Annotated in this window: 17 protein-coding genes; 2 read left to right on the forward strand and 15 right to left on the reverse strand. The window is 51.6% G+C overall.

The features are described from left to right. Positions 1–217 precede the first annotated feature (217 nt). Positions 218–1807 carry a transposase gene (locus H2170_07330; protein MCS6299901.1) on the forward strand — a complete coding sequence of 530 codons (1590 nt, stop codon included), beginning with the start codon at positions 218–220 and terminating at the stop codon, positions 1805–1807. Positions 1808–1962: 155 nt separating this feature from the next. Here the strand turns inward: H2170_07330 and lpxB are convergent, their stop codons facing one another. From lpxB to H2170_07395, 13 genes are all read right to left on the reverse strand, one after another. Then, positions 1963–3120, reverse strand: coding sequence for a lipid-A-disaccharide synthase (gene lpxB, locus H2170_07335; GenBank protein ID MCS6299902.1), 1158 nt, complete (start codon positions 3118–3120; stop codon positions 1963–1965). A 210-nt stretch (positions 3121–3330) separates the two neighbouring features. Continuing rightward, on the reverse strand, positions 3331–3630 hold the full coding sequence (locus tag H2170_07340; protein MCS6299903.1) for a hypothetical protein: 300 nt from the start codon (positions 3628–3630) through the stop codon (positions 3331–3333). A gap of 113 nt (positions 3631–3743) precedes the next feature. After that, on the reverse strand, positions 3744–4127 hold the full coding sequence (locus H2170_07345) for a type II toxin-antitoxin system VapC family toxin (protein ID MCS6299904.1): 384 nt from the start codon (positions 4125–4127) through the stop codon (positions 3744–3746). Further along, entirely contained in the window at positions 4124–4330 is a 207-nt protein-coding gene (locus H2170_07350; GenBank protein MCS6299905.1) for an AbrB/MazE/SpoVT family DNA-binding domain-containing protein, read from the reverse strand. Before H2170_07350 ends, H2170_07345 begins: the two co-directional genes overlap by 4 nt. 826 nt (positions 4331–5156) lie before the next feature. Then, positions 5157–6650 carry a hypothetical protein gene (locus H2170_07355; protein MCS6299906.1) on the reverse strand — a complete coding sequence of 498 codons (1494 nt, stop codon included), beginning with the start codon at positions 6648–6650 and terminating at the stop codon, positions 5157–5159. Positions 6651–6813: 163 nt separating this feature from the next. After that, positions 6814–7053 (reverse strand): MarR family transcriptional regulator, encoded by a 240-nt coding sequence (locus H2170_07360; GenBank protein MCS6299907.1) that lies wholly within the window; start codon positions 7051–7053, stop codon positions 6814–6816. A gap of 162 nt (positions 7054–7215) precedes the next feature. Next, on the reverse strand, positions 7216–7443 hold the full coding sequence (locus H2170_07365) for a BrnA antitoxin family protein (GenBank protein MCS6299908.1): 228 nt from the start codon (positions 7441–7443) through the stop codon (positions 7216–7218). Next, entirely contained in the window at positions 7440–7733 is a 294-nt protein-coding gene (locus H2170_07370) for a BrnT family toxin (protein ID MCS6299909.1), read from the reverse strand. The genes H2170_07365 and H2170_07370 overlap by 4 nt, the downstream gene beginning before the upstream one ends. A 233-nt stretch (positions 7734–7966) precedes the next feature. Further along, positions 7967–8185: a hypothetical protein gene (locus tag H2170_07375; protein ID MCS6299910.1), complete on the reverse strand. Its 219-nt coding sequence runs from the start codon at positions 8183–8185 to the stop codon at positions 7967–7969. A gap of 250 nt (positions 8186–8435) precedes the next feature. Next, positions 8436–8693, reverse strand: coding sequence for a Txe/YoeB family addiction module toxin (locus H2170_07380; GenBank protein ID MCS6299911.1), 258 nt, complete (start codon positions 8691–8693; stop codon positions 8436–8438). Continuing rightward, the gene (locus H2170_07385) at positions 8690–8950 is read right to left on the reverse strand and encodes a type II toxin-antitoxin system prevent-host-death family antitoxin (GenBank protein MCS6299912.1); all 261 of its coding nucleotides are present in this window, start codon (positions 8948–8950) and stop codon (positions 8690–8692) included. The genes H2170_07380 and H2170_07385 overlap by 4 nt, the downstream gene beginning before the upstream one ends. A gap of 159 nt (positions 8951–9109) precedes the next feature. Next, entirely contained in the window at positions 9110–9781 is a 672-nt protein-coding gene (locus H2170_07390) for a CPBP family intramembrane metalloprotease (GenBank protein ID MCS6299913.1), read from the reverse strand. 154 nt (positions 9782–9935) lie between these two features. Then, entirely contained in the window at positions 9936–10253 is a 318-nt protein-coding gene (locus H2170_07395; protein MCS6299914.1) for a PIN domain-containing protein, read from the reverse strand. Between H2170_07395 and H2170_07400 the strand changes: the two genes are divergently transcribed. Continuing rightward, positions 10238–11491, forward strand: coding sequence for an ISL3 family transposase (locus tag H2170_07400; protein MCS6299915.1), 1254 nt, complete (start codon positions 10238–10240; stop codon positions 11489–11491). The two genes, H2170_07395 and H2170_07400, sit on opposite strands and share 16 nt — an antisense overlap. On the opposite strand, the gene H2170_07405 is transcribed toward H2170_07400, so the two are convergent. Next, positions 11407–11655, reverse strand: a complete 249-nt coding sequence (locus H2170_07405; protein ID MCS6299916.1) for a PIN domain-containing protein — start codon at positions 11653–11655, stop codon at positions 11407–11409. The two genes, H2170_07400 and H2170_07405, sit on opposite strands and share 85 nt — an antisense overlap. Further along, a complete protein-coding gene (locus tag H2170_07410) occupies positions 11652–11855 on the reverse strand; it encodes a type II toxin-antitoxin system VapB family antitoxin (protein ID MCS6299917.1) in 204 nt (67 codons plus the stop codon). Before H2170_07410 ends, H2170_07405 begins: the two co-directional genes overlap by 4 nt. Positions 11856–12244: the final 389 nt, after the last annotated feature.

The raw sequence follows: 12244 nt of genomic DNA on the forward strand, positions 1-12244 counted from the left end.
AAGGGGAAGAAGATCCACCGAAGAAGAAGTGCATTCCTAACCGCCAGAAATAGACGCTTTCCCGCTCGCCGCTCACAATACTGGAGGGCCAAACTCCATGTCGGCCGTGTCGGACATGCGCGACAGACCAGACGGAGCCGGTCCATCCAAAAGCCTAAACCTAAATCCGGCAATAGAAACTAGCCAAAAATCACGCAGGTGATTGTTTGGCTGTCATATGCCGCCGTTTTTACCGCCGGAAAAAGCTCACCCCGAGGGTGAGTCAGAAAACCCTGATCACAAGGCAACGCCAAGCGATGCCGCCGAGGTGTTGATTGTGGATACACCCGGAGGACGTTTTCGTGCGCAGTTCGCCCCAGAGTTGCCGGTGAGCCCCTTGGGGGCACTGGTGTTTTTCACGCAGTACTTGTGTGCGACAGGAGGCTTCGAGGCACTGGTTGCGGACACGCCGCTTTGTTACAGCAGCAACCGCGCACACCGCCCTCGCGACGTGATTGGAACCCTGCTTTTGGGGATGCTCTCCGGGCACTATCGCTACGCGCACCTCGCGGCCCTGCGCGGCGACGACATTGCCCCGAGCCTGCTCGGACTTAAGTCGATTGTCAGCGAGGATTGTGTGCGCCGGGCGCTGGCTCGCATCGGTGCCGAGCAGGGGCAGGACTGGTTGCGGCGTCACCTCGACCAAACCTGTCATGGGTTTTTGGATAACCAGTGGATCCTCGACATCGATGTCACCATCAAGCCCATCTATGGACGTCAGGAAGGTGCCAGCATCGGCTATAACCCGCAAAAGCCCGGACGCCCCAGCCACGCCTACCACACCTACTGGATCGCCACCTTGCGCCTGTGTCTGGACGTGGAGGTGCACCCCGGCGATCAATCCGCCGCCGGACATGGTTTTGCGGGGCTGTGGGCGCTCATCGACCGACTGCCAGCCGAGCGCCGGCCCCATCTTTTGCGCGGTGACTGCGCCTATGGCCAGGAGGCGCTGCTCAGTGAAGCTGAAGCGCGTAAACTCAACTATTTGTTCAAACTGCGCCGCACCGCCAAGGCCCGCGAGCTGGTGGCCGCGCTTGAACGCACCACCACCACCGCTTGGACCGACGCCGGACAAGGCTGGCAGGGCTGCGAAAGCTGCCTGCGCCTGCAAGGCTGGAACCGGGCCCGACGTGTGGTGGTCTTGCGCCGTCGCCTCAACGACCAACGCCACCCCCGGGCCCGCCGCCGCCTCGTGCGCGAGCAAGCCGACCACGCTTTGCTGCTGAACATCCCCGACGCGGCCGCCTGCGAGCCGATCATCTACGAACATCAGATCCTCGTTACGAGCCTGCCCTACGAGATCCTTACCCTTGCCACCCTGTATCGGGAACGTGGGGGCGCGGAAAACCCCTTCGACGAGCTCAAGAACCAGTGGAGCTGGTCGGGGTTTACCTCCCAGGAGCTAAACTCCTGTCAGCACGCCGCGCGTTTGGCCGCACTGGTTTACAACTGGTGGACGCTCTATCACCGCCTGCTTCAACCCGGTCAGCACCACGAGGCGGTGAGTACACGTCCCCGTCTGCTCTGCGGAGCGACCCGGCAGAGCGAACACTCCGGTCAACGCCGCCTGGACGTGCGCTTGAGCCATGCCGAGGCACCTCGCCTGAGTGAACTCATCACAAAGCTGGCCAGATGGTTACATGGTATCCTTCATAATGCGGAGCAATGGAGTGTCGCCCAGCGCTGGGGGCAAATCGTAGCGAGGATTTTACAGGAAAACTTCCCTGTACTCGGCCCTGAACCGCCTTTGGCCACCGCCCCAAGCTGATCGCGCTTCCGTTCAGCCTGCCGCAGCACTCTCCACCCTCATCTATCCGACGGGCAACGCCCGCCGGCCGCACTTTCTATTGCCGGATTTAGGCTAAATGCAAGGAAACGTTGGCATTAGAAGCGGGCAAGCGGCGGAGACTGGTTGCCCGCCCCCTACCCGCCCCCTACCTTACGCAAAACCCAATCGGCAACCGTGCCGCCAGCCGGCCTGCGCAGCAACGCCCGCAGTTGTTCGGCCTGCGCCTGAGTGGCGATCAACCGCTCGATATTCCGCAGACACCCCGTAAGTTCCCCGGCGAGCGCGGCGGGCGTGGCGGCACCTTGGATAAACTCCGGGTACATCGGCGCTTTTAACAACAAGTTGGCAATGCCCAGATACGGCACTTTGACCAGCCAACGCCCGAGCAAGTAGGTGAGCGGATTGGCCCGGTAAACCACCGCGCCTGGAATCGCGGCCAGCGCGCAGTGCATCGACATGGTGCCACTCGAGGTAAGCACAGCCGAAGCCGATACAGGGACTCCCGTTGGCATCAGTTTCACATTCGCCGGAAGGACTTCGGATTGAAGCACAGTTTTGACAAACTCGCTCGGATACAGGACAACCGCATCGCGGTTACCCGTCTTGGCGTAGGCAGCGTGACTGGCCAGCAGCAGCGGAAAAATCCTCGCCACGGCCTGTTTGCGACTTCCCGGAAGCAGCAAAACTGGACCGGCCGGATCATAACGCACCGGCGCCTCGTGCGACTCGTCCAAAAACGGATGGCCCACGAATTCAACAGGAAGGGTAGTATCGGCATAGCACTCCACCTCAAAGGGAAAAATAACCGCCAGCGCATCCAAATCGCGCGCCATGGTGAAACGCCGCTTGGCCTTCCACGCCCAAATTTGGGGCGAAATGTAAAAGAGCGTCTTGATTGAGCCCCCGCCCTGAACGGAGAGCCCCCGCTCTCGAAGCACCTTGGCAAGGCGAAGATTAAGCCCGGGGTAATCGACAAAACAAATCGCCCGCGGCCTGAATTCGGCGATCCACCGCAAGGTTTCCTCAAAAAGCGCCTTAAAAAAGGGGTAATTCTTCAAAACCTCAACCAAACCGACGACCGAAGTGGCAGTCATGTCATGTAAAACCTGGGCACCAGCATTGGCCAAAGCAGGGCCCCCGAGAGCGACGACCTTAAAACCGGGCCGTTGCAGTCGCAAGTCGCGCACAAGCGTGGCGGCATGTTGGTCGCCCGAGTGCTCACCAGCAATCACGAGTAAATCCACCCGACCGTTAGCGGGCGGTGGTAGGCGAAAGGGTGTAGTCGGTTTCATAAGGCGTGGCATAGCATTTCACAGACTGAGGAATAAAAACGATACTTTTTCTGCCGAACGTTTAAGCTCAGCGACGAACGTGCTTGGCGCGGAGCGTGCTGCTCGGAGCACGATCCGTGACAAGCATGTTCGTTCGCTGTAGCGCCTGGTTCGGCTCAGTGGTTTTTAATTTCCGATTTCCGGCTGTATAATGTTTCATACGCCGAATTATTATTTTTTGGATGCAACTTCAAAATGCTCTCCAGCGATTGAAATATGCAGAAATCCAGGATCAACGCGAAACGACAAATCCTTAATTCTACTTCGTTCGACATATTCCCATTCTGGACCCGGCGCGCCATTAATCTCAATGACACCAAATACTCCATTTTCGATCCTGATATGATTTGGTTTACCGCAGGACGGGCAAACATGCCAAATTGCCTGTAACTTCGGCCACGAAAATGGGGCGGTTTTTACGGCATCACGAAGAACCACTTCGATTCCGCAATGTTTACAGTGTATTGCCATGTTTATTTTTGCCGAACGTTTAAGCTCAGCGACGAACGTGCTTGGCGCGGAGCGTGCTGCTCGGAGCACGATCCGTGACAAGCATGTTCGTTCGCTGTAGCGCCTGGTTCGGCTCAGCTGCTTTTCTTCTTTTCGATGTATTGAACTCTGAGTTTCTGTGAAAAATGCCCGTCCTGCGTCCAGAGCGTCGCATTATATTTCTGCGTAATCGCATAAATAATAGAATCAGCAAATGCCAATTTCTCATCATTTCCAAGAGCAGCAGCCTCAATAGCAAGATCAGCATCTAAATCTACAACCTTCCCCTGCTGCATTGCTGCGATTGCAAGAAACGCATCATCCTCACCTTTTTCTCGGACAATAACCTTAAACACTTCGTAAATACAAACGGAAGGAACAATCAATAGTTCCGCATCTTCAATCGCCTGAGAAAAAAAGTCAGCAGTAGGCTCGTCGGCGAAATATGCGAGCCATGCAGATGAATCTACAACATTCATACGCGGTCGCCGTCGCGAACAAATGAAGTATCGATTCCCTTTAAATAACCACGAAGCGATCTGATGTCGCGAACAGGAATGACTTCAATTCGATTTCGGAAGGATAACATTCGGGCTTTTTCGCCAGAACGAAGCCCCATAGCTTCTCTTATCCGTTGTGGTATAACAATTTGAAATTTGGGTGATATAGTTACGGTTTCCATGCGTATGACGGTATCACGAACGATCATAAAATCAAGTTTTATTTTTGCCGAACGTTTAAGCTCAGCGATGAACGCGCTTGGCGCGGAGCGTGCTGCTCGGAGCACGATCCGTGACAAGCGTGTTCATTCGCTGTAGCGCCTGGTTCGGCTCAGTAGGTTTGTGTCGCTCGTTTTTCGCCGCGCCACTATAAACTCCTAAATTTACTTTTACCTCCATACGCGTGTTCGAAAAATTTTTTGGCAGTCTTGAATCGATCGTTTAAAAAAAATGCCGCTCCGCGGCACTTGAATCGATCCCTAAAAACTGGGTTTGACGTTCTGCATCGGCCTCCGGACGCCGTCTCGACTCGATCTACAAACGAAGTTCCGAAATAATGACTAATCGCAGTCTTTTGATAATTCGCATCTCCAAATCCTAATTCCAATTTAAACGCGAGCTGCGCCAAAGTGTATTTCCGATTAATTTTGCCGAACGTTTAAGCTCAGCGATGAACGTGCTTGGCGCGGAGCATGCTGCTCGGAGCATGATCCGTGACAAGCATGTTCATTCGCTGTAGCGCCTGGTTCGGCTCAGTAAGGTTTGGGTTTCTGGCTCCAGAGATATTCATTCGCGCTTGGTCTTAAATAGAGCCTGTCCCAAATTTCCGGATTTTTAAAAAGTGCGCAGAGGTCCATTGGGATTGCGGGCGAACGAGGTGGCACGAATCACCCCAGCGACGTTAAACGGCGGCCCGAATCGATTTTTCCCGCCCCCAAGCGCGGTAGTAAGGTACGGCAAAGCCGGGGCGAGCCCCAGGGTTATTCACATTTTTGCCGGAAAATTGAATTAAGCGGCCAGCGGAAGTGTTATTTCCTCGGCAAGGATTCGTGACACCAGCCAGAGGTTGTGACCGAGTACACTCCAACCCACCGAACGGTAGCGGTTGGCAAACCCTTTACAGCGCAAGCGTCCGCCGAGGCGTTGTTTGAGGATCGCAATGCGCGCTTCGGTCGCCGAACGGCGCCGCTGCAATTGGGCGAAGCGTTTTTCGCTCAAACGCTCCTTGAGCGCGTGCGGATCACGCGGGCATACCGCATCGTAAACGTCTTGTTGCTTGAGCATTGCGGAAGTTTTTTTGGTGGCGAAGCCGCGGTCGGTGCCGACCGCGCTAATCGGCGCACTCAGGTCAAAGCGGTTCTGCCGCGCCAGGCTTTCCTCGAGTTGGCACCATTCTGCCGGAGCCGCGCCCTGGTAGAGTTGCCAGTCGGTGATTAAACCGGAGAGCGCCTCGCTCAACAGCAACGAGTTGCCAAACTCGACTTGGCTCCCTGCTTTGCCGCGAACCAGTACGTTCACATCAAGTTCATGCACGCTGAGGATCTTTTGGTCGTTGGGCACCGGGCGTCCGCCGATGATGCGCTCGTGGGCCTGCTTGATGACGGCGGGCAGTTGGCCGAGCATAGCGTCGATGCGGGTGGTTATCCGCTTGGTTTGGCGTTGGCTGTAATGGGTTTGGCTATACTTCTGCGCCAACAGGTCGCGGTGGCGGCGGGCATGTTCTCCGATCGTGCGTAACAGCGTCTTCATCTTGCGCAGGATCTGTTTACGCGCGCGCTTGGCGTCGTTGCGGCGGCCTGCGTGGGTCATTGACATGCACAACTTGTTCATCTGCTTGGCAAAGCACTCCGGCTCTTCAGGCATACGGTGGAGCAGTCCAGCGCGGCGGATTAAAATCATGGCCTTGAGCAAAGTCTTGGACACATCACGCAACAGCACCCAGTCCACCGGGAAGTGGATGTTGGTCTCCAAGCACGTGCCGTCGATGAGGCAAACATCCATGTCCAGCGGCGCGCTCAACCCGAGTTCAGTGGCGCGATCCTTCTCGCCGCACATCTCCACCAACACTTGCCCCATCCAGCGCACCTGTTCGGCGGTGAAAAACTTCGAGGCCCGCTCCAGCACACTTTTGGACGCCCCCTTGATTCCCTCAAGCGTGCGAACACCGCAAAAATCCGCCAGTAAATCACTTGAGGCAATGCTACGGGAAAGCTCGCGAAAGGATATGTTGCCCAAATGCACCCGCAACACTTCAAAGCGTAACGCTTTGAGCGCAAACTCCATACGCTGGCGTAGTTGTGCGACACTGGCTTGGCCTGCCCCCGCCTTGGCAAAGTCCATCGCCATCGTCTCCAAGTGGCTGCCACGCAACAACGCGTCGAGTCCTTCCAATTGCTGGCGAAACTCGGCGTAATCTTTATTGGCACCGACTGGCGTTAGCGCCGGACGCAACCAGCGTTGCAGGGCAATGGCCGAGGTGGCGGATACGGGTTTTGACTTCATGGCCGATTATAGCGGCTTTTTTTTGACCAAAACCAGGGAATTACCCCTCTTTAGGCATCATTAAACTTATGCTAATAGTTCACTGCTAGGTTTTTATGCTTTCGGGACAGGCTCTAAATAATCTTTGTAAAACTGAAATCGAGGCGAATCTCTATTTCTGAATTTAATCCAAATCAGGCAAATCAGCCTTGCTCAAAATCAACGCTATAGAACGCCCTTGGCCAGGAATACGAGAAATGAAACCTTTCCGCTCAAGCGTAAGAATCATTTGGTGAATAGACGAGGAAGCCACTTTGAAATACGTGATGAAATCAGCCTCGGCTGGCGGGCAACAATGAGTTTTCGTGTAATAATAAATAAACGCAAGATACTGGCCCTGTGTTTTTGTGTAAACGACGCTCACGGTTTTAATTTTGCCGAACGTTTAAGCTCAGCGATGAACGTGCTTGGCGCGGAGCGTGCTGCTCGGAGCACGATCCGTGACAAGCATGTTCATTCGCTGTAGCGCCTGGTTCGGCTCAGTACGGATTGGGTTTCTGGCTCCAGAGACATTCATACGCTTTGATTAGGCGGTATGCGTCTTCCTATTCCAAACCAAGCTAAGCTTTCGGCTATGCTCCGCGCAGTCCCTCAAATAAAGGTTTATCAAATTCTGATACGGAATTCCGGTCTCAGTAGACATAGCTTTAAAATAATCAACGACATCATTCTCTAGTCGGATGGTGACGGCCTTCTTCTCCTTTTTGATATAAGGATTACGAACTGCATTTGAGAAGTTATATTCAGCTTTCATAATTTATTTCTCCAATAAGGAATTTGTTCTTTGGTTCCGGCTTTCCGCGCAGAAATAATCCTAATCACTGATTTTTCCTCACGAAAACAATGAACAACAACGAGCGCTCGATTTTCAGCGCTAAGACCTAAAATTACAAAACGGTCCTCAACAACAGAGTGTTCCGGATCTGGAATCACAAGCGCATACTCATCAAGGAAAACAGATTGTGCCTCATCAAACGTAATTTGATGCTTTGTCGCATTCGATGCGGCCTTCTTTGGATCCCACTGAAATTTAAGGTTCGGCATACCAGACGCAGCAACATGCCGTATTGCTCACGGAATTCAAGATTTTTTTGCCGAACGTTAAAGCTCAGCGACGAACGTGCTTGGCGCGGAGCGTGCTGCTCGGAGCACGATCCGTGACAAGCATGTTCATTCGCTGTAGCGCCTGGTTCGGCTCAGTACTGCTTGGGTTTCTGGCTCCAGAGATATTCATACGCAATGGTTCGGCTCAGTGGTTTATATTTCAGAGTAGTGATTCATTCACCAATTAAATCGGGATTATTGTTTCGGTTCTGGCGCTCGGAAATAATGTCCCAATGACCTTCCTGCGACAAATAAATATCACAAGCGTTCCGGCGAATAAACTCATCGACCGGCAAACCTTCTACGAGAGGAATCTTCCATCGCTTGAGCTTCCCATTAACAAAACATTTCTCAATCCGATAATCTTTGTTTTTAATTTGTTTCTTCTTCATGTGTCGCAGGCACGTGAAACTGGATTAGGTAAAATCTTTAGGGAGTAAAACGTAGGCTTCGTACGGGCATTCTAAAAACTAGTCGATTAGTTTTGATATTCGAATGCACCGTGTCGCGCACCAATGTCTTTAATTTTGCCGAACGTTTAAGCTCAGCGATGAACGTGCTTGGCGCGGAGCGTGCTGCTCGGAGCACGATCCGTGACAAGCATGTTCATTCGCTGTAGCGCTTGGTTCGGCTCTGTGGTTTTCATTCATAATGGTAACGAACCTGAGCGATCTTAATGACATCACCTTCGACTCTATATACCAATCGGTGTTCATCTGTAATACGCCTAGACCAATATCCACTTAAAGCATGCTTCAAAGGTTCAGGCTTACCGATGCCTTCATATGGATTTCTGAAAATATCCTTCAGCAAATCATTAATCTTCTTCAGTATTTTCTTATCGAACTGTTGCCAGTAAACGTAATCGTCCCACCCACGAGATGAAAACTGAATATTCATTTCGTGAGATCATCGATCGACTTCGTAATACCACCACTACCTTTTAATTCCGAAATTGAATCAAGAAGGCGGCGAGCATTCGCAGGAGAACGAAGTAAATAGGCAGTCTCCTGAAGTGATTCGTAATCCTCAAGTGACATCATAACAACGGCTTGATCTCGATTACGAGTGATAATCACCGGGTCATGATCCACACAAACATGATCCATTGTAGACGCGAGGCTTTCCCGTGCAGCGGTATAAGTAATTGCTTTCATATGGACGTTAAACTGTCCATGCGGCAGCGGATGTCAAGTTTTCTTTGCCGAACGTTTAAGCTCAGCGATGAACTGCGTTGGCGCGGAGCGTGCTGCTCGGAGCACGATCCGTGACAATGCAGTTCATTCGCTGTAGCGCTTGGTTGGGCTCAGTGGTTTTCATCCGAAAACGATAATATCAGTAATGGTGTGAGCAATCATTAACACCGTGATGTTGGGGTACAAAACATAAAAAATTGATGAGAAAACACCAACCGCAAACGTAGGAACCAAATTCTGAATTCCGCCTTCCCAATGAATAACAGAAAACAGAAAAGATGAAACAATCACGAAAAGAAAACTAGCGCTAAAGCCAAAACCAAAAAAACGACGAACAAATGACCTAAAAAAAAGCTCCTCTACAACTCCAGCCGTAAGTGAAAACCACAGTAAAACAAAAAATCCGGCCAAACCACCGCGCGGAATTAGTGAGCCATAATTAAACCCATTTGCTAAATAATTAACACTGAAAACCAACTTCGACCAAGCCTGAACACCCACATAAACGTGATAAAACAGAAAGATGGCAGCAGAACAAAAAAGCAAATACTGAATCCACTGAGAGACTGAACACGGCAATGAAAATCCTAGATCCTTAAAATTACCACCGCGCTTTGAAAAAACATACAAAGTCACCAAAGGAACCAATAACCAAGTAAATAAATCCACAGACCAATATAAAACCGGCGAATCCACCAGCAATGGATTGTAAAAACCGTTCAATAAGAGCAAAGAAAATAAGGGTAGAAATAAGCCCAACCAGAAACCAAAATTAAATCGAAGGGTTTCCATATTTTTGCCCAACGTTTAAGCTCAGCGACGAACGTGCTTGGCGCGGAGCGTGCTGCTCGGAGCACGATCCGTGACAAGCACGTTCGTTCGCTGTAGCGCCTGGTTCGGCTCTGTACTGATTGGATTTCTGGCTCCAGAGATATTCATACGCTAATCACGACATCACTCGGCTCATCGGATAGTGCTGATCGATAAAAGTAAAATCGCGGTCATTCTCAAGTAAGCAAACGCCATGCTGAATAACCGTGGCGGCAATTAAACAATCTATCGAATTCCTGATAGTAATACCCTCTTTCCTCAAATTCCGATATATTGTCGCACCTAATTCAAAAGTAGATTGGTCTGATTCTAAATAAATCAGATTACCAAATTGCTGCTTGGTCATCACATACTGCTTTTCCTCGGTTCTTCCCGTTTTGTTGTGGGTTCGGGCATAAAAGCAGCTAAAAAGTAAAGATGAGCATAAGCGCACATGAACATTACCGGCGGTTGCTGTTGCTGCCGGAACCGTGGGAAGTAACCAAAGTGGAGGAAGACATTCTCGGACTAAACGTGACGGTCTGGTTACGATGGCCAGACGGGGCCAAGGTGCCGTGCCCAGTGTGCGGTCAGTTGATGCCTATTTACGACCGAATGAAGGAGCGGAGTTGGCGTCACCGTGATGTGATGCAATATCGACTCGAACTGCGGTGCGCGGTGCCCCGCTGCGATTGCGAGGAGCATGGTGTTAAAACGATGCACGTGCCGTGGGCCGAACCAGGCTCGCGGTTCACCTCGCTTTTTGAAAGCTTTGCCGTGGCCGTGATCGCCTCTAGCCGATCGCTAAGCCAAGCCGCCGAGTTGCTGGGACTTCATTGGGATAGTGTACAACGTATAATCGATCAGGCTGTTGAGCGAGGCTTGGCGCGGCGAAACCTCGACGGCATCACCCGAGTTGGCTTAGACGAAAAGAGTTTTTTGCGCGGTCAAAGCTACGTTTCATTGATGACCGATCTCACCGGTCGGCGGGTACTGGACGTGGTTCCAGGCCGGGATACAGGGAGTGGGTTAAAGCTTTGGGCATCATTATCAAAGGAGCAAATTGACGGGATTGAAGCCGTCGCGATGGACATGGGTGCATCCTTCATCGCCGCCACCCACCAGGCCGCGCCCAACGCTGACATCGTTCACGACCGCTTTCATGTTTCAAAGCCTATGAACGAGGCGGTCGATCATACCCGCCGGGATGAGGCCGCTGAACTCGCTGCCAAAGGCGATGACATCTTAAAACGCACTCGCTTTCTTTGGCTGCATGGCATCGTTCCTGATGACCGCAAAGAGCACTTCGAGGCGCTGCTGGAGTCCAATCTTCGTACGGCCAAGGCATGGGCTTATAAAGAGCAGCTGGTCGAGTTTTGGGGACAACCCAACGCCGATGCGGGTAATACTTTCTTCCAGCTGTGGTATCGCTCGGTTATGAGTAGCCGCCTGCCCAGAGTCAAAAAAGTAGCAAAGTCACTAAAAGCCCATCTGGCCGGATTACTGACTTACTTTAAGCACCGTATTTCGAATGCACTCACCGAGGGTTTTAATTCAAAAATCCAAGCAATTAAAGCCGATGCTCGTGGCTTCCGTAAGTTCGAAAACTATCGCACCCGTATTCTTTTCTTTTGTGGTAAACTCGACCTCGAGCCTAATTTCCCCCCAGCCCTAACCCACAGTATTCCGTGAAGAACCTTTTCCTCTCGAATACCTTGAAGCACCTCGGTCATAATAAAACCGCATAAACACAAATCAGCACGAGCCTGAATCAACTCAACCAATTTGTCGGTATGAGGAGTATTTCGATTACGAAGAAAATCTATCCAAACAGTCGAATCAACAAGGACCTTCACGCTACGCGCCCTTTCCGCATCGCATTCAAATCACCATCCCAGTTTACGGCGCCGCGAAGATTCAACAGTCCGAGCTGCGACTCATGACGCACTAACTGCGTAAGCGCATAATGAATAAGCTCTTTTTGAGTCTTCAGACCAGTCAATTTTAAGGCTTCACCAACCAACCGATCATCGAGAACTATGTTTGTTCGTTTCATGGCATACACACGAAACCAAATCGGCGTGTGTAGGCAAGTTTTATTTTTGCCGAACGTTTAAGCTCAGCGATGAACTGCGTTGGCGCAGAGCGTGCTGCTCGGAGCACGATCTGTGACAATGCAGTTCATTCGCTGTAGCGCCTGGTTCGGCTGTATAGTTTTTCGGTTTCTGGGTCCAGAGGTATTCATGCGCTATAAAGGCTGGTTCGGCACAGTTTTCTTCTCCCAGAGCCGGGAATATCTGAGCACCTGTCCACTGCTGGAAATCTCCATCTCCACAATCTCCCCATAACTATTACCGGGATAATCTGCGCACGCGCGGACGATCCAATTCTTCTCGGTCTTTTTCTTTGGATAGAGCGCGTCCGAGTCTTTATCGCTGAGAACGA

The sequence above is a fragment of the Opitutus sp. genome (genome assembly GCA_024998815.1).
Taxonomy (GTDB): Bacteria; Verrucomicrobiota; Verrucomicrobiia; order Opitutales; family Opitutaceae; genus Rariglobus.